A 16,637-nucleotide genomic window follows, 5' to 3' on the forward strand; every position below is an offset into this window, starting at 1 on the left:
GCAACGCTGTATAATAGCGGGCTATCTTCCACCCTAGCAGCGACGCTGCATCAACCAACTTCTCAGCCATGTTGATTCTGCCGGGTTCCAACGCCCTGTCCGCCTTCCGTAGCCAACGCCTCCTGTCGCAACTCCAAGCCGTCGCACCATCGATTGCTGCAGTCCAGGCCCGCTTCTTCCACTTCATCGACGCTACTTCCGCACTCTCCGTCGACGACACCGAGCGCCTCACTGCCATGCTCACCTACGGCGAGCCTGCAGCGCAGACGCTGTACGAAGGCGTGACCGAGGAGTTCTTCGTCATCCCGCGCCTGGGCACGATCTCGCCGTGGGCCTCGAAGGCCACCGACATCGCGCACAACTGCGGCATGGCGCACGTGCACCGTATCGAGCGCGGCGTCGGTTACACCGTCGTGCTCAAGGGCGGCATCCTGGGCACCGGTATCGGCGCGCCGAAAAAGCTGGGCGAGCAGGAAGTGCAGGCCGTGGCCGCACTGCTGCATGACCGCATGACCGAGACCGTGCTGCGCAATGCCGACGAGGCATCGCGCCTGTTCGACGAACTCGAAGGCAAGCCGCTCGAGACCGTCGACGTGATCGGGCGGGGGCGCGAGGCGCTGCTGCGCGCCAACACCGAACTCGGCCTGGCCATGTCGGCTGACGAGATCGACTACCTGCACGACGCGTTCACGAAGGCGCAGCGCAACCCGACCGACGTCGAGCTGATGATGTTCGCGCAGGCCAACAGCGAACACTGCCGCCACAAGATCTTCAACGCGGACTGGATCATCGACGGCGTGAAGCAGGACAAGTCGCTGTTCCAGATGATCAAGAACACGCACCAGCTGAACCCGCGCGGCACCGTGGTCGCCTACAGCGACAACTCGTCGATCATCGAAGGCGCGAGCGTGACCCGCTTCTTCCCGCGTCAAGGCCAGGAATACGCGCCGTCGAACGAACTGACCCACATCCTGATGAAGGTCGAAACCCACAACCACCCGACCGCGATTTCCCCGTTCCCGGGCGCCTCGACCGGCGCCGGCGGCGAGATCCGCGACGAGGGCGCGACCGGCCGCGGCGCCAAGCCGAAGGCCGGCCTGACCGGCTTCACGGTGTCGAACCTGCTGCTCCCGGATGCGCAGCGTCCATGGGAAAACGCGTCGGACGTCACCAGGGGTGAAGCGGGGCGCGTGGATGCCGTCTACGGCAAGCCGGAGCGCATCGCCTCGCCGCTGCAGATCATGATCGACGGCCCGCTCGGCGGCGCGGCCTTCAGCAACGAGTTCGGCCGTCCGGTACTGGGCGGCTACTTCCGCACCTACGAGCAGAACGTCGGCGCGGCGAATGCGGTCTTCGGCTACCACAAGCCGATCATGATCGCCGGCGGCATCGGCAACATTTCAAGCGAGCACACCCACAAGGACGAGATCCCGGTCGGCAGCCTCCTGATCCAGCTGGGCGGCCCGGGCATGCGCATCGGCATGGGCGGCTCGGCCGCTTCCTCGATGGCGACCGGCACCAACACCGCTGACCTGGACTTCGACTCGGTCCAGCGCGGCAACCCGGAGATGGAGCGCCGCGCGCAGGAAGTCATCAACGGTTGCTGGCAGATGGGCGCGGACAACCCGATCATCTCGATCCACGACGTCGGGGCGGGCGGCCTGTCGAACGCCTTCCCGGAAATCGTCAACGACGCCAAACGCGGCGCGCTGTTCGACCTGCGCAAGGTGCCGCTCGAAGAGTCGGGTATGGCGCCGAAGGAAATTTGGTCCAATGAGTCGCAAGAGCGATATGTGTTGGCGATTGCGCCAATAGACCTCGATAAATTTGCATCGCTGTGCGAGCGCGAGCGCTGCCCGTATGCGGTGGTGGGCACCGCCACCGAAGAGCGCCAGCTGCGCGTGATCGACCCGCAAGCGGACAACTCCCCGGTCGACATGCCGATGGACGTCCTGCTCGGCAAGCCGCCGAAGATGCTGCGCGACGTCGAGCACGTCAACTACACCTTCCCGGCGATCGACCTGACCGGCATCGCGCTCGAGGAAGCGGCGCGCCGGGTACTGTTGCTGCCGGCCGTCGCCGACAAATCCTTCCTGATCACCATCGGCGACCGCACCGTGGGCGGCATGACCGTGCGCGACCAGATGGTCGGTCCGTGGCAGGTGCCGGTCGCCGACTGCGCCGTCACCGCCATGTCGTACGAGGGATTCGTGGGCGAGGCGATGGCGATGGGCGAGCGCACCCCGCTGGCCGTGATCGATGCCGCAGCATCGGGCCGCATGGCCGTGGGCGAGGCGATTACCAACATCGCCGCCGCCGCCATCGACGACATCTCGGACATCAAGCTGTCGGCGAACTGGATGGCGGCCTGCGGCCAGCCGGGCCAGGACGCCGCCCTGTTCGACACCGTGAAGGCGGTCGGTATGGAACTGTGCCCGGCACTGGGCGTGTCGATCCCGGTCGGCAAGGATTCGCTGTCGATGCGCACCACATGGAACGACGATGGCGCCGACAAGTCCGTGATGTCGCCGGTGTCGCTGATCGTCTCGAGCTTCGCGCCGGTGTCGGACGTGCGCCGTTCGCTGACCCCGCAGCTGCGCACGGACCTGGGCGAGACCGCCCTGGTCCTGATCGACCTGGGCCGCGGCAAGAACCGCCTCGGCGCATCGAGCCTGGCGCAGGTGACCCAGCAGCTGGGCGACAGCGTGCCGGACGTCGATTCGCCGGAAGACCTGAAGGCGTTCTTCAACGCGATCCAGCGCCTCAACAAGGAAGGCAAGCTGCTGGCCTACCACGACCGCTCGGACGGCGGCTTGTATGCCACCTTGTGCGAAATGGCCTTCGCCGGCCGCGCCGGCGTGTCGGTCAACCTCGACATCCTGGCGATGGAAGGCGAGCATTCGTCCGACTGGGGCGACGCCAAGAACTGGGCGAGCCAGGTCGGCGAGCGCCGCAACGAGATGACGCTGCGCGCCCTGTTCAACGAAGAGCTGGGCGCCGTGGTGCAGGTGCGTGCGCAGGACAAGCAGGCCGTGATGGCCGTGCTGCGCGAGCTGGGCCTGGGCGCCTGCAGCCACATCATCGGCAAGCACAACGACCGCGGGGCGATCGAGTTTACCCGCGACGCCAAGGTGATCTACGCTGCGCCCCGCAGCGAACTGCACCGCCTGTGGAGCGAAACCAGCTGGCGCATCGCGCGCCTGCGCGACAACCCGGCCTGCGCCGACCAGGAATACGACCGCCTGCTGGACGAGAGCGATCCGGGCATGTCGCCGATCCTCACTTTCGATCCGAACGAGAACGTCGCCGCGCCGTTCATCGCGACGGGTGTGCGTCCGCGGGTGGCGATCCTGCGCGAGCAGGGCGTGAACTCGCACGTCGAGACCGCATGGTCGATGCACCAGGCCGGCTTCACGGCGGTCGACGTGCACATGAGCGACCTGATCGCGGGCCGCGCCAGCCTGGACGACTTCCACGGCATCATCGCCGTGGGCGGCTTCTCCTACGGCGACGTGCTGGGCGCGGGCGAGGGCTGGGCCAAGACCATCCTGTTCAACCCGCAATTGTCGGATGCCTTCGCCAGGTTCTTCGCGCGCCAGGATACCTTCGGCCTGGGCGTGTGCAACGGCTGCCAGATGCTGAGCAACCTGAAATCGATCATCCCGGGTGCGCATGCGTGGCCGAAGTTCACGCGCAACAAGTCGGAGCAGTTCGAAGCGCGCTTCGGCATGGTCGAGGTGCTCGATTCGCCGTCGATCTTCCTGGCGGGCATGGCCGGCACCCACGCGCCGATCGCCATCGCCCACGGCGAAGGCTTCGCCGACTTCTCGCTGACCGGAAATATCGACCAGGCGGTCAAGGCGATGCGTTACGTGGACAACCGCGGCCAGGCCACGGAGACCTATCCGTTCAACCCGAACGGCTCGCCGGGCGGCCTGACCGCCGTGACGACCGAAGACGGCCGCTTCACCGCGATGATGCCGCACGCCGAACGCGTATTCCGCACCGTCGTGCATTCGTGGGCGCCGGACTCCTGGAGCGACGCGGGCCCCTGGGCGCGCATGTTCCAGAACGCACGCAAGTGGGTCGGTTGAGTCTTTTTTTGCGCACCCATCCGGCAAGCGACCGGTTGCTGTAACGCGCCCCTGTGGAGGTGATGGTTTTCAGTTAGCGTATGAGTGGTGGGTGGCCGGCCTGGCCGGCCACCCTGCGCTTAACTGAAAGGCATTACCCCTGCGCAGGCGCATTTTTGGGCCTGCTCGCTCGCAGCAAGCCAGGAGCGAGGCGGCCGCGCGCTGCCCTGGAAGCGTCCCGATCGAAGCGCTTCTGCGTTGCGCTGCTCGTGGCGCTTCAGCTGCCCCAGATCGGCTCGTCCTTGCTACCGTTACCGCCCGGCGTTCCCGGCGGGATACCCGCCCCGGCGCCCGCCACCGCGCCGCTGTCGGCTCCGGGCGAGGCGCCGCCGCCGGCGCCGGCCGGTTGCGCGTCCGGCTTGCGCTGGCCCGCGCCACCGGGTTGATCCTGCCCCTGCGGCATCCCACCGGCACCTCCGGCCCCTCCGGCCCCCTGGTCGACGGCAGGAGCCTGCTTCTCTTCATTGTCCATCATGTCCTCCCATGAATGGATGACGTTCGGATGCGCCTCATGCGCGGTCGCTCCCGCCCGAGCCGCTCAGGTTGCTGTCGGCGTTCGAAGCATCGGTGCCCGGGTTGCCGCCGCCGGCCGCACCGCCCATGGCGCCGGCGCGACCTTCACTCGACATGGCTCCCGCAGTGCCGCCTGCGATCGGTTCGGTTGCGCTGCCATGGCCGCTTTGTGGGCGTCCAGGCGCGTTGACATTGCTTTCGGGCGGAGCGCTCACAATGCCGCCGCCGTGACCGGCCGCATTGGCCGTGTAGTGCCCGGCATTCGATTCGGATGCGCTGGTGTCGCCTCCCTGGGGCGGCACCTGGTAGCGCCACACCGGCTCGCCCGCCTGGTCGCCGCCTGCGCCGCCGGCCGCCCCGCCGCCGGCGCCCGGCATCGGCATGGCGTCGCCCGGCCCTTCGCGCCCGCCATCCAGGGCGGGGCCACCGGGTCGGCCAGTATTGCCGGCCGGATCATTGCGTTTTTCGTCGCTCATCGTGTCCTCCTGTCGCTGGGTAGTCTTCCCTCCATGGTAGCCGCTTGGGCCTATTGCTCAATAGGAGCAGGGACCGGGGCGCCGTAGGAGCGGTCGCACGGCCGTGGTTGAGCGTGCTCCCGGAACGAAAAAAGCGCCCCGCAGGGCGCTTTCTCGGTCAGGAGAAGCAGCAATTACTGGATCTTGGCCTTCTTGACCAGGCTTTCGCGGTACTGCGCCAGCTGGCGCTGCTGCAGCTGTTCCGCGACCTGCTGCTTGACTTCGTCCAGGGCAGGGATCTTGGCCTGGCGCACGTCTTCCAGCTTGATCACGTGGAAGCCATACTCGCTCTTGACCGGGGTGTCGGTGATGGCGCCTTTTTGCAGGGCAACCATGGCCTTCGAGAATTCCGGCACGTAGTTGGCCGGGCTTGCCCAGCCCAGGTCGCCGCCGTTGGCTGCCGAGCCGTCCTTCGACTGTTTGGCCAGTTCTTCGAACTTGGCGCCGCCCTTCAGCTTGGCGATGATGGCCTTGGCTTCGTCTTCGGTGCCCACCAGGATGTGGCGTGCATGGTATTCCTTGTCGCCCACCTGTGCCTTGTACTTGTCGTACTCGGCCTTGATCTCGGCATCCTTGATCGGGTTCTTCTTGACGTAGTCGGCGAGCATCGCGTTGATGATGATGCTCTGGCGTGCGTTGTCGATTGCTGCCTTGACGTCGGCGCGGCCGCCGATGCCTTGCTTGTCGGCTTCCTGGATCAGGACTTCACGGCCGATCAGGTCCCGCTTGATCGCTTCGCGCAGCTGCGGCGAATCGGTGGCGCGGCCCTGGGCAACAACTTGCTTGACCAGCTGGTCAACCTTCGCCGCCGGGATGGGCTTGCCATTGACGGTCGCAACGTTTTGCGCGAACGCAGGCGCGGCAACCATTGCGGTCATGGCTAAGCTGACGACCAAGGACAGGCGGGCTTGCTTCAAAATCATTGTTAAGGTCCTATCTAAACACGGTAAGGTTCGCCGCAGGCGGCAACAGAACCGGCGCGTTCCGCGCGCCGGCGGTGGTACATCTTACTGCACCTTTGCTTTTTTGACCATTTGCTCTTGGTAGTCCTGCAGCTTCTTCTGCGCCAGGGCATCGGCGATCTGCGGCTTGACTTCCTCCAGCGACGGCAGCTTGGCAGGGCGGGTGTCGTCCAGCTTGACGACGTGGAAACCGTTGGCGGTCTTCACCGGATTCTCGTTGACGGCGCCTTTCTGCAGGCCGGTGAACCCGGCGGCAAACTCAGGCGGGAAGGACGACGGCGAAGCCCAGTCCAGGTCGCCGCCGTTGCTGGCGGTGCCGGTGTCCTTCGACTGCTTGGCCAGCTCTTCGAACTTGGCGCCGCCCTTGATCTTGGCGATCACGGCCTTGGCTTCGGCCTCGGTGTCCAGCAGGATGTGGCGCACATGGTATTCCTTGTCGCCCATTTGCTTGGTGAAGCGGTCGTACTCGGCCTTGATCTCGGCGTCGGTTACCGGGTTCTTGGCGATGTAGTCGCGGGCCAGCTGGTTGACGACGATGGCCTGGCGCGCGTTGTCGAGCGCGGCCCTGACTTCCGGCTTCTTGTCGTAGCCCTGCTTGATCGCTTCCTGCATGAGCACTTCGCGTGCGATCAGGTCGTTCTTGATTACCTGGCGCAGTTGCGGAGAATCCTGACCCTGGCCGGCCGCCTCCACCTGCTTCACCACGGCGTCGACACGCGACGACGGGATCGGCTTGCCGTTCACGACGGCGAGGTTTTGCGCGAAGGCCGGTGCGGCGCTCATGGCGATCAGGGCTAACAGCAGGCGAGCTGGCTTAAAAGTCATTCTGGAAATTCCTGTGGGGGGTTGCTTGGACGAGATTCGATTAGTTTTTATTACTTCGTTACTTCAGCTACTTCGCCGCTACTTCGATCGGCTACTTCGCGTCAATATTGTCTGCCACGATTCTTAAAGTTGACTGAAAGCGGTTGACCGAAAGCGGCTGGCCGGCAGCCGCCAACGGCAAGCCTTCAAGCTGCTTCCGACGGTGCGAGGGCCGTGATGGCCAGCGCATGGATCTCCGCCTTGTTGATCATTTCGTGAACGGCATCATACACAAGACGATGGCGCATGACCAGCGTGAGGCCGGCGAACTTCTCGGAGGCGATCTTGATGCTGTAGTGGCTGCCGCCCGAGGCCGCGCCCGCATGGCCGGCGTGCAGGTGCGAATCGTCGGCGATCTCGAGCAGGGTGGGCGCCAGTTCGGCCTGCAGGCGCGCGCGCAGGCGTTCGGTGCGGTCCTCAGCCTTGTTGTTGTCCATCTTTGACCTCCTCTTCTTGGATATGTTTTGAAAGTAGCAGCGATTGGATGACGATGAAGGCGAACAGGATGCCCGTGATGCCGAACAGCTTGAAGCTGACCCAGGCGCCGGTATCGGTACGGAAGACAACGAAGGCCATCAAAAGGTTCAGCAGTCCCAGTCCGACGAAGAACGCCACCCAGGCGTACAGGACGCGGTTCCATACCGGCTCCGGCAGGTTCATGGCCGCCCCGAGCGCCGAACGCATCAGGTTCTTGCGGTATACCAGCTGGGCCACCAGCAGCGCGGCGCCGAACGCCCAGTACAGGATCGTCGGCTTCCACTTGATGAAGGTCTCGTCGTGGAAGTAGATCGTGGCGCCGCCGGCCACGACGACGACACCGAGCGACATCCACAGCATGCCGTCGACCTTGCGCCGGCGCGCCAGCAGGTACAGGATCTGCAGCACGGTGGCGACGATCGTGACGGCGGTGGCCAGCAGGATCGCCGACTGCGAGGCCGGCACCTGGCCGCCCGAGATCATGAAGCCGAGGTAGTCCGTCACGAGCCCGTGGGCCCAGTCCTGGTGGTTCTCGCCGTATTTGTAGATGCCGAAGAACAGGATCACCGGCAGCATGTCGAACAAAAACTTGATCATTGCGTTTCCTGGTCCTTCTTCAACGTGGTTCGAAGCGCAGCGCGGCCGAATTGATGCAGTAGCGCAGGCCGGTCGGCGGCGGACCGTCCGGGAACACGTGGCCCAGGTGTGCGTCGCACACGGCGCAGATGATCTCGGTGCGCACCATGCCGTGGCTGCGGTCGGTCTTCTCGACGACATTGTCGGGGTCGAGCGCGCGGAAATAGCTGGGCCAGCCGCAGCCGGAATCGAACTTGGCGTCCGACTCGAACAGCGGGGTGTCGCAGCACACGCAGGTATAGATGCCGTGCTCGTGGTGGTCCCAGAACTTGCCGGTGAAGGCGCGTTCGGTCGCGGCGTGCCGCGTCACCTGGTATTCCATCGGGTCGAGCCGGGCACGCCATTCGGCGTCGCTCTTGATTACTTTCTCGGTCATGGTCGTTCTCTCGTACGTGAATCGGTCGTGCTGCGTCAGGAAGAGCAGCTCACCTCGAGGTGGGCTGCCCAATCGGGCGGCAGGGCCGCATAGGCCTCGTTCTCCGGCTGCTCGTCGTAGGGGCGCTCGAGCACGGCCAGCAGCTTGTGCACGCCGCTGAAATCGCCGTTCTGGGCCTGTTCGATGGCCGTCTGGGCCAGGTAGTTGCGCAGCACATACTTGGGGTTGGTGCGGTGCATGGCTTCGCGGCGCCGGGCATCGATGCTGTCCTCGGCACGCAGGCGCGCACGGTATTGCGCGGCCCAGGCATCGAAGGCTTTGCGGTCGATGAACAGGTCGCGCAGCGGCGCATCCGATGCCAGGTCGCCGTCGCGCTCCAGGTCTCCCAGGCGGCGGAAGAACAGCGTGAAGTCGGCGTGGCTGGCCTGCAGCAGCTTGAACATGTCGTCGAACAGCGCTTCGTCGTCCTCGCGCGCGCCCAGCAGGCCGAGCTTGGCGTGCAGGAGCTCGTCGAGCCTCGCGCCGAAGGCCGGGCGGTAGGCGTCGAGCGCTTCCTCGGCTTCCTCGGGCGTGCCGATCAGCGGCAGCAGGGCATTGCCGAGCGCGTAGCAGTTCCAGTGCCCCACCGGCACCTGGTTGGCATAGGAATAGCGCCCGCCCTGGTCGGTGTGATTGCAGATGTGGTTGGCGTCGAATGCTTCCATGAAGCCGAAGGGGCCGTAGTCGAGCGTCAGGCCGAGGATCGACATGTTGTCGGTGTTCATGACGCCGTGCATGAAGCCTACCGCCTGCCAGCCGGCGATCATGCGCGCGGTGCGGCGGGTGACTTCGGCCAGCAGTTCCTTGTACGGGTTGGCCGCGCCGGTGAATTCCGGATACCAGTTCTTGATGACGTAGTCGGCCAGGAGGCGCAGCTCGTCCTGCTTGCCGCGGTAGTGCCAGTGCTCGAAGGAACCGAAGCGGATGAAGGTCGGGGCCATGCGTGTCACCACCGCGGCGGTCTCGACGGTTTCGCGCATGACGCGCTGGTGCGAACCGGTCAGCACCAGGGCGCGGGTGGTCGGGATGCCGAGCGCGGCCATCGCTTCGGAACACAGGAATTCGCGGATCGAGGAGCGCAGCACGGCGCGGCCGTCGCCCATGCGCGAGTAGGGCGTCAGGCCGGCACCCTTGAGCTGGAGCTCCATCGGACCATTCGGCGTGGCGATGTCGCCGAGCGTGATGGCCCGGCCGTCGCCGAGCTGGCCGGCCCAGACGCCGAACTGGTGCCCCGAGTACACCGCCGAGAGCGGCTGCGAGCGCACCGCCACCTTGTTGCCGGTGAAGACGTCGACGAAGTCCTCGCGGGCCAGGTCTTGCGGGTCGAGCCCGACCAGCGCCGCCGCGGGTGCGCTGGCAGCGATGAAATAGGGCGACGGCAGGGGCGTCGGCATCAACCGCGTATAGAACGCGGGCGGCAACTCGGCAAACGAGTTGTTGAACGGCAGTTCGTCGGCAGTAATGGCAGCTCCAGTACGGGTAGCAGGTTGCAGATTGAAAAACATCCAGGGTGTTAGCAGGATTCTACCGTACCCGGGCGGATTCTATGGGCGCAGGCGTGCGCCCGCCAACCCCGTTACATCCGGTAACGACGTGGGGCCGGCCCGGGGGGGGAGGATGCTGCGTCGCGTCATCGAATTGCGTTGACGCACTTTCATGGCAGGGACGACACTCGATGCTGAGCCGTAAATCGCCAACCTGCCACATGGAGCGCCCATGACCGCATACCCGAGCAGCCCCCTGATGGGCCAGATGATGGACCAGCCCCTCCTGGTGTCGAGCATTATCGCATTCGCCGCGCGCCATCATGGCGACACCGAAATCGTCTCGCGCCGCGTGGAGGGCGACATCCACCGGTATACCTACCGTGACTGCGAGCGGCGCGCCCGGCGCATGGCCGGCGCGCTGCAGGCGCTGGGCGTGGGCATGGGCGACCGGGTGGCGACCCTGGCCTGGAACGGCTACCGCCACATGGAGCTCTACTATGCCGTGTCGGGTTCCGGCGCCGTGCTGCACACCATCAACCCGCGCCTGCATCCGGAACAGATTGCGTACATCCTCAACCACGCCGAGGGCCAGTACCTGTTCTTCGACCTGAGCTTCCTGCCGGCGATCGAGGCGATGGCGCACCACTGCACGACGATCAAGGGCTATGTCGCGATGTGCGAACGCGCCGCCATGCCGGCCGACAGCAAGATCCCGCTGCTGCTGTGCTACGAAGACCTGGTCGACGCTTCCTCGGACGAGTACGCGTGGCCGCAGTTCGACGAACGCTCGGCGGCAGCCCTGTGCTATACCTCGGGCACGACCGGCAATCCGAAGGGCGCGCTGTACTCGCACCGCTCGACCGTGCTGCACGCCTATGCCTCGGCGATGCCGAACGCGCTCAACGTCTCGAGCGCCGATACCGTGTTGCCGGTGGTGCCGATGTTCCATGTGAACGCCTGGGGCCTGCCGTACTCGGTGCCGCTGTCCGGTGCCAGGATGGTGTTCCCGGGCCCGGCCCTGGACGGCAAGTCGCTCTACGAGCTGTTCGAGAGCGAAGGCGTGACCTTCTCGGCGGGCGTGCCGACCGTGTGGCTCGGGCTGGTCAATCACGTGAAGCAGAACGGACTGCGCTTCTCGACCTTCCGCCGCACCGTGATCGGCGGCTCGGCCTGCCCGCCGGCCATGATGGACACCCTGGTCGACGAACTGGGCGTCGAGGTCGTGCACGCCTGGGGCATGACCGAGATGTCGCCGCTCGGCACCGCCTGCACCTTGACGGCCAAGCACCGTTCGCTGCCCGCGGCGGCGCAGCGCGCCGTGCTGCGCAAGCAGGGCCACGCGATCTACGGCGTGGACATGAAGATCGTGGACGACGACGGCAGCGAATTGCCGTGGGACGGCACGACCTACGGGCACCTGCTCGTGAAAGGGCCGTGGGTGGTGTCCGGCTACTTCCGGGGCGAAGGCGGCGAGGTGCTGCAGGACGGCTGGTTCCCGACCGGCGACGTGGCCACCATCGACCCTGACGGCTACCTCCAGATCACCGACCGCAGCAAGGACGTGATCAAGTCGGGCGGCGAGTGGATCGGCTCGATCGACCTGGAGAACATCGCCATGGCCCACCCGGCCGTGCTGCAGGCGGCCTGCATCGGGGTGCAGCACCCGAAATGGGCCGAGCGGCCGCTGCTGGTGGTGGTGAGGCGCCCGGGTATGGCGCTCACGGGCGAGGAGCTGCTTGGCTTTTTCGAGGGGAAGGTCGCGAAGTGGTGGATTCCGGACGATGTCGTGTTTACCGAGGCGCTGCCGGTCGGAGGCACCGGCAAGATCCAGAAGAACAAGCTGCGTGACGCGTACCGGGAACACCGGCTGCCGACCGCCTGAACTCAGGGCGCCGGGGTGTCCCACCGCGGCGCACCGTCCTGCCGGAACAGCGCCTCCAGCGCATCGGCCGGCAGCGGGCGCGCCAGCAGGCAGCCCTGGATTTCGTCGCAGCCGTGCCTTTGCAGGAATTGCGCCTGGCCGGCCGTCTCCACGCCCTCGGCATTGACGCGCATGCCGAGCGTCCTGCCAAACGAGATGACGGCCAGCGCCACCGCGGCCGCGCTCGGCGCGGTCTCGATCTCGTGCACGAAGGAACGGTCGATCTTCAGCTTGGCGGCCGGGAAGTTGCGCAGTGCGCTCAGGCTCGAATAGCCGGTGCCGAAATCGTCGATGGAACTCGACACCCCCAGGGTTTTCAACTCGCGCAGCAGTGTCGCTGCGTGATCGATGTCATGCATGATCGAGCCGCGCCCGGCGACCCGGTCCCGGGTGCTGACGACCGCATCGACCAGGTCGACATCCTGTTAAGATCGCTACTTACCATCCTTCTCAGTACCAACGATGCTCGATCTGGCAAGTAGCACAACCGTATTACAATTCACAGCCCTCGCAAAATCAGAAATTGGCCGCATCCTTGCCACCTTGATCGTGTTCTGGCTGTCAGCTGCCAGCATCGGCTTCCTGCAGCGGCGCGCCGTGACACGCTGCCTCGACGAGCAAGAATTCGCTCGCCGGCGTGGCAACTTTGTTTTGGTCAAGAACCTGATTCTTGCCGGCGCCATCGTGGCGCTAAGTATCATCTGGGCATCGAAAATTGCCGGCGTGGCGCTGTCGGTTGCTGCGGTCGCCGGCGCGATGCTAATCGTCTCAAAGGATTTTCTTGCGAGCCTGCTAGGTACCGCCGTCTTCGCGATCACGCGGCCATACCGCGTGGGAGACTTTATCGAGATCAACGGCGTATCTGGACGGGTGGTCGACACCAGCATGCTCAACACGACGGTGGCCGATACATCGGAGGGCAACCTGATTACTGGCGCGAACGTAATTTTGCCCCATGCAATGCTACTTTCGATGCCTGTGAAGAACCTGACGGCCACAGGACAATATGTGCTTCGCCTGCTTCCGGTATCGGTGTTGCATCGCGACCTCATGCACTGCGAACCTTTGCTTCTGAAGGCCGCCCAGGAGGTTTGCGGGGAATGGATCGACGAAGCAAGCCGGCACCTCAAACGGATGGAGTCGCGCGAAATGATCGACCTGCCCTCCGGCAGCCCCAAGGTCATCATGGACCTGAGCAGGCACGAGCATGCGATCTTGACTCTGCGATACGCTTGCCGGCCGGATGAGCGCATCAATATCGAGCAGGCGATTTTGCGCCGCTATCTCACTCTGATAGGACAGGGGCCACACGATGCCGGCAGTGCTTCCAAGCCATCGGTCAGCAGAATCGAGAGCGCCGCTCGCTGACACTGCCAGTCCTGGTGCCGTCCCGCCGCGATTTCGCGTGCGGCCATCGTCATTCGCGACGATAAAGTACGCGATGGCTGCAGCGATGGCAGGCGCCTGACGTCTTGAGCGAGCAGACGTGCGTGAGCGTCCGGTCACGGGCTGCAGAGTTTGAACGGCAGCTTTGGGTCGAGGCTGTGTAGAAACACGATGTTCGCGTGTTTTCGGGGTTTTTTGCCATTCCCGACCTCGAGACGACACCGTGGTGGCGGTTCTAAGAGGCCGGAGACCGCCAAAGTGTTGTTCGATGGGCGTTTTTACATAGCCTGGCCGGGAGCGGCCGTTCAGGCAAGCTCACAAGGTTTTAGTTGCGGCCCGGTAGCAGGTGACGGAAGGTCGGCTCGATGTTCAGCGCATGCAGGTGGCGGACGATGTCTTCCAGGGTGGCGTCCTTCAGCAGCAGCCCCTCGGTGGCGGCCGGCGCCGGGGGCGGAGCGTCCGCCGCTGGCCGGGCCGGCAGCTCCGGCTGCGCCGGCGCTGCGGTATCGGCCTGCTTCATCGACACCAATGCGTCGAAGAACTGCGCCCTGCCGATGCTTTCCAGGCCCTCGATGAAGGCGACCTGCGCGGCCATCGGCGGGGCCATTTCCAGCCCGGCTTCCTCGCCGAACGAGGCGCCCATTCCCGGATGGATGAAGGCTGCCCACTTGCCGCTGGCGCCGTTCAGGCAAGGCGGCAGTTCGACCGCGTCGCGCAGTTCCAGCTCGCGTTCCGGCCAATAGTGCTCGCGCAGCATCGACAGGAAACGGCGCGCGTCGCCGACCGGCACCGGCTCGGCCAGGGACAGCCAGAGGCGATAGCCGCTGTCTCCCGTGATGCTGACCGCGGGCGCCGGAAAGCCGAACGTCTCCTGCAGGGTGTTGGCGACCGCGCACAGGGCGGTCCAGTGGCCGAGCGCATCGCGTTCCCTGGGAAAGTCGATGACGATGGCGCGCGTCAGGTCGTCTCCGGAGGCCAGCGGGACGGGCACGGCGCGCACTCCCCGGAAATGCTCGCCGAGCTCGGCGGGTAGGGCAGGGCCGGGCATGAGATAGAGACGGTTCAGTTGTGCGATCAGTTTTTCCATCATGGTCATCGGGTCGTGGAGGCGCTTTGGCGAATCGGGGCGGGGACGCTATTCTGGCACAGGCGCAGGCCGCAGAAAATAATACGGCCGTTCTTTTAGTTGAGGTATAGTTAAGTAGTCCGTCAGTACCACTTACAAGGAGAAGGAAGAGACATGAGCGCCGACTACACTGTCCAGGGCAGCGTTGCCGTAGTGACCCTCAACAATCCGCCGGTCAACGGCCTCGGGCTGGCCACGCGCAGCGCCGCCGTCGACGCGATCCGCCGCGCCGAAAGCGACGATGCGGTGAAGGCGATCGTCCTCACCGGCGCCGGCAAGGCCTTCTCGGGCGGCGCCGACATCCGCGAGTTCAATTCGCCCAAGGCGCTGACCGAGCCGACCCTGCACACCCTGATCCGCGTGGTCGAGGACTGCAGCAAGCCGGTGGTCGCCGCCATCCACACCGTCTGCATGGGCGGCGGGCTGGAACTCGCCCTCGGCTGTAACTACCGCGTGGCCTTGCCGGGCGCCCAGATCGCGCTGCCGGAAGTCAAGCTCGGCCTGCTGCCGGGCGCCGGCGGCACCCAGCGCCTGCCGCGCGTGCTGGGCCTGGAGATGGCGCTGAACATGGTCGTCACGGGCACCCCGGTGCTGTCCGAGAAGCTGGCCGGCACCGCGCTGTTCGATGAAGTCTTTCCGCCCGGGACCGACCTGGTGGCCGCCGCGGTGGCCTTCGCCGGCAGGGTCGCCGACGTCCGCCCCTTGCCCAGGGTGCGCGACCGCCAGGTCGGCTACCCGAACCCTGAAGGCTTCCTGCAGGCTTCGCGCGAGCAGGTCAAGGCAATGGCCGGCCCGTTCCCGGCGCCGCTCGCATGCGTCGAGACCGTCGCCGCATCGTGCACGATGCCTTTCGAGGATGGCCTGAAGTTCGAGCGCGAACGCTTCCTGCACCTGATGCAGACGCCGGAATCGAAAGCGCTGCGCCATGCCTTCATGGCCGAGCGCGCCGCGAGCAAGGTACCGGATGTGCCCTCGGACACGCCGACTCGCAGCATCGCCAGCGCGGCCGTGGTCGGCGCCGGCACCATGGGCGGCGGCATCGCAATGAACTTCGCGAACGCCGGCATCCCGGTGACCATCCTCGAAACCACGCAGGAAGCCCTCGACAAGGGCATGGCCACGATCCGCAAGAACTACGAGAACACGGTCAAGAAGGGCAAGCTGGCGCCGGAGAAGGCCGAGCAGCGCATCGGCCTGGTCACGGGCACGCTGTCCTACCAGGACATCGCGCGGGCCGACATCGTCGTCGAGGCCGTGTTCGAGGACCTGCAGGTCAAGGAGAGCGTGTTCCGCCAGCTCGACGCCGTCATGAAGCCGGGCGCGATCCTGGCCTCGAACACGTCCACGCTCGACCTGAACCGCATCGCCGCGTTCACCGGGCGCCCCCACGACGTGATCGGCCTGCATTTCTTCAGCCCGGCCAACGTCATGAAGCTGCTGGAGATCGTGCGCGGCGGGGAAACCGGCAAGGACGTGCTGGCCACGGCCCTGGCGCTGGCGAAGAAGATCAGGAAGACCGGCGTGGTGTCGGGTGTGTGCGACGGTTTCATCGGCAACCGGATGCTGGAGCAGTACCTGCGCCAGGCTTACTTCCTGCTCGACGAGGGTGCGCTGCCGCAGCAGGTGGATGCGGCCATCGAGCGCTTCGGCTTCGCCATGGGGCCGTTCCGGATGAGCGACCTGGCCGGCAACGACGTGGGCTGGTACATCCGCAAGCGCCGCGCCGTCGAATCGCCGCATATCGCGTACTCGAAGACCGCCGATCTGCTGTGCGAGCAGGGCCGCTTCGGCCAGAAGACCGGCGCCGGCTGGTACGACTACCGGGCGGGCGAGCGCAAGGCGCACCCGTCGCAGCTGGTGAACGACATGATCGTGCAGCATTCGAAGGACATCGGCGTGGAGCGCCGGGCCATCGCGGACGTGGAGATCGTCGAGCGCCTGGTGTTTGCGCTCGTGAACGAAGGCGCGAAGATCCTCGAGGAAGGCATCGCGCTGCGCGCCTCCGACATCGACATGGTGTACCTGACCGGCTACGGCTTCCCGCTGCACCGCGGCGGCCCGATGTTCTACGCCGATACGGTCGGGCTGCCGAAGGTGCTGGAGGCGATCCGCAGCTATGCGCGCGGCCGCCACGGCGAAGCCTGGACGCCGGCGCCGCTGCTCGAGCGCCTTGCCGCCGAGGGGAAGGGCTTCAATGGCTGA

General features: G+C 65.7%; 14 protein-coding genes. 4 read left to right on the forward strand and 10 right to left on the reverse strand.

The window, feature by feature from the left end:
- Positions 1-68: 68 nt before the first annotated feature.
- A complete protein-coding gene (gene purL, locus ACFFJK_RS08290; protein WP_379678707.1) occupies positions 69-4,094 on the forward strand; it encodes a phosphoribosylformylglycinamidine synthase in 4,026 nt (1,341 codons plus the stop codon).
- Positions 4,095-4,350: 256 nt separating this feature from the next.
- Here purL and ACFFJK_RS08295 read toward each other — a convergent pair whose 3' ends face one another.
- The 8 genes from ACFFJK_RS08295 to ACFFJK_RS08330 all read right to left on the reverse strand — a co-directional run bounded on the left by ACFFJK_RS08295 (position 4,351) and on the right by ACFFJK_RS08330 (position 10,020).
- Positions 4,351-4,608: a hypothetical protein gene (locus tag ACFFJK_RS08295; RefSeq protein ID WP_379678708.1), complete on the reverse strand. Its 258-nt coding sequence runs from the start codon at positions 4,606-4,608 to the stop codon at positions 4,351-4,353.
- Between the two features lie 34 nt (positions 4,609-4,642).
- Positions 4,643-5,122, reverse strand: a complete 480-nt coding sequence (locus ACFFJK_RS08300; protein WP_379678709.1) for a hypothetical protein — start codon at positions 5,120-5,122, stop codon at positions 4,643-4,645.
- Between the two features lie 173 nt (positions 5,123-5,295).
- Positions 5,296-6,084, reverse strand: coding sequence for a peptidylprolyl isomerase (locus tag ACFFJK_RS08305; RefSeq protein ID WP_379678710.1), 789 nt, complete (start codon positions 6,082-6,084; stop codon positions 5,296-5,298).
- A gap of 84 nt (positions 6,085-6,168) precedes the next feature.
- Positions 6,169-6,948: a peptidylprolyl isomerase gene (locus ACFFJK_RS08310; RefSeq protein ID WP_379678711.1), complete on the reverse strand. Its 780-nt coding sequence runs from the start codon at positions 6,946-6,948 to the stop codon at positions 6,169-6,171.
- Positions 6,949-7,133: 185 nt separating this feature from the next.
- Positions 7,134-7,424 (reverse strand): BolA family protein, encoded by a 291-nt coding sequence (locus tag ACFFJK_RS08315; protein ID WP_379678712.1) that lies wholly within the window; start codon positions 7,422-7,424, stop codon positions 7,134-7,136.
- Positions 7,405-8,058, reverse strand: coding sequence for a septation protein A (locus ACFFJK_RS08320; RefSeq protein ID WP_379678996.1), 654 nt, complete (start codon positions 8,056-8,058; stop codon positions 7,405-7,407). Before ACFFJK_RS08320 ends, ACFFJK_RS08315 begins: the two co-directional genes overlap by 20 nt.
- A gap of 22 nt (positions 8,059-8,080) precedes the next feature.
- The gene (gene msrB / locus ACFFJK_RS08325) at positions 8,081-8,476 is read right to left on the reverse strand and encodes a peptide-methionine (R)-S-oxide reductase MsrB (protein WP_379678713.1); all 396 of its coding nucleotides are present in this window, start codon (positions 8,474-8,476) and stop codon (positions 8,081-8,083) included.
- 35 nt (positions 8,477-8,511) lie between these two features.
- Positions 8,512-10,020: a protein adenylyltransferase SelO gene (locus tag ACFFJK_RS08330; protein ID WP_379678714.1), complete on the reverse strand. Its 1,509-nt coding sequence runs from the start codon at positions 10,018-10,020 to the stop codon at positions 8,512-8,514.
- A gap of 211 nt (positions 10,021-10,231) precedes the next feature.
- Between ACFFJK_RS08330 and ACFFJK_RS08335 the strand changes: the two genes are divergently transcribed.
- The gene (locus ACFFJK_RS08335) at positions 10,232-11,884 is read left to right on the forward strand and encodes a 3-(methylthio)propionyl-CoA ligase (protein WP_379678715.1); all 1,653 of its coding nucleotides are present in this window, start codon (positions 10,232-10,234) and stop codon (positions 11,882-11,884) included.
- Between the two features lie 2 nt (positions 11,885-11,886).
- On the opposite strand, the gene ACFFJK_RS08340 is transcribed toward ACFFJK_RS08335, so the two are convergent.
- Entirely contained in the window at positions 11,887-12,282 is a 396-nt protein-coding gene (locus ACFFJK_RS08340; protein ID WP_379678716.1) for an EAL domain-containing protein, read from the reverse strand.
- A gap of 103 nt (positions 12,283-12,385) precedes the next feature.
- Here ACFFJK_RS08340 and ACFFJK_RS08345 point away from each other — a divergent pair, with 103 nt between their 5' ends.
- A complete protein-coding gene (locus tag ACFFJK_RS08345; RefSeq protein ID WP_379678717.1) occupies positions 12,386-13,291 on the forward strand; it encodes a mechanosensitive ion channel domain-containing protein in 906 nt (301 codons plus the stop codon).
- A gap of 343 nt (positions 13,292-13,634) precedes the next feature.
- Here ACFFJK_RS08345 and ACFFJK_RS08350 read toward each other — a convergent pair whose 3' ends face one another.
- Entirely contained in the window at positions 13,635-14,399 is a 765-nt protein-coding gene (locus ACFFJK_RS08350) for a hypothetical protein (protein ID WP_379678718.1), read from the reverse strand.
- A gap of 150 nt (positions 14,400-14,549) precedes the next feature.
- On the opposite strand from ACFFJK_RS08350, the gene ACFFJK_RS08355 reads away from it, so the two are divergent.
- Positions 14,550-16,637, forward strand: coding sequence for a 3-hydroxyacyl-CoA dehydrogenase NAD-binding domain-containing protein (locus ACFFJK_RS08355; RefSeq protein ID WP_379678719.1), 2,088 nt, complete (start codon positions 14,550-14,552; stop codon positions 16,635-16,637).

Origin of the sequence: Massilia consociata, from assembly GCF_042432755.1 — a bacterium.
In the GTDB taxonomy this organism is placed as follows: Bacteria; Pseudomonadota; Gammaproteobacteria; order Burkholderiales; family Burkholderiaceae_D; genus Telluria; species Telluria consociata.

Bases quoted from the DNA above. Each gene is read 5' to 3' on its own strand.
- purL (WP_379678707.1), top strand. From the start codon at position 69: ATGTTGATTCTGCCGGGTTCCAACGCCCTGTCCGCCTTCCGTAGCCAA.
- ACFFJK_RS08295 (WP_379678708.1), bottom strand. From the start codon at position 4,608: ATGATGGACAATGAAGAGAAGCAGGCTCCTGCCGTCGACCAGGGGGCC.
- ACFFJK_RS08300 (WP_379678709.1), bottom strand. From the start codon at position 5,122: ATGAGCGACGAAAAACGCAATGATCCGGCCGGCAATACTGGCCGACCC.
- ACFFJK_RS08305 (WP_379678710.1), bottom strand. From the start codon at position 6,084: ATGATTTTGAAGCAAGCCCGCCTGTCCTTGGTCGTCAGCTTAGCCATG.
- ACFFJK_RS08310 (WP_379678711.1), bottom strand. From the start codon at position 6,948: ATGACTTTTAAGCCAGCTCGCCTGCTGTTAGCCCTGATCGCCATGAGC.
- ACFFJK_RS08315 (WP_379678712.1), bottom strand. From the start codon at position 7,424: ATGGACAACAACAAGGCTGAGGACCGCACCGAACGCCTGCGCGCGCGC.
- msrB (WP_379678713.1), bottom strand. From the start codon at position 8,476: ATGACCGAGAAAGTAATCAAGAGCGACGCCGAATGGCGTGCCCGGCTC.
- ACFFJK_RS08330 (WP_379678714.1), bottom strand. From the start codon at position 10,020: ATGTTTTTCAATCTGCAACCTGCTACCCGTACTGGAGCTGCCATTACT.
- ACFFJK_RS08335 (WP_379678715.1), top strand. From the start codon at position 10,232: ATGACCGCATACCCGAGCAGCCCCCTGATGGGCCAGATGATGGACCAG.
- ACFFJK_RS08340 (WP_379678716.1), bottom strand. From the start codon at position 12,282: ATGCATGACATCGATCACGCAGCGACACTGCTGCGCGAGTTGAAAACC.
- ACFFJK_RS08345 (WP_379678717.1), top strand. From the start codon at position 12,386: ATGCTCGATCTGGCAAGTAGCACAACCGTATTACAATTCACAGCCCTC.
- ACFFJK_RS08350 (WP_379678718.1), bottom strand. From the start codon at position 14,399: ATGATGGAAAAACTGATCGCACAACTGAACCGTCTCTATCTCATGCCC.
- ACFFJK_RS08355 (WP_379678719.1), top strand. From the start codon at position 14,550: ATGAGCGCCGACTACACTGTCCAGGGCAGCGTTGCCGTAGTGACCCTC.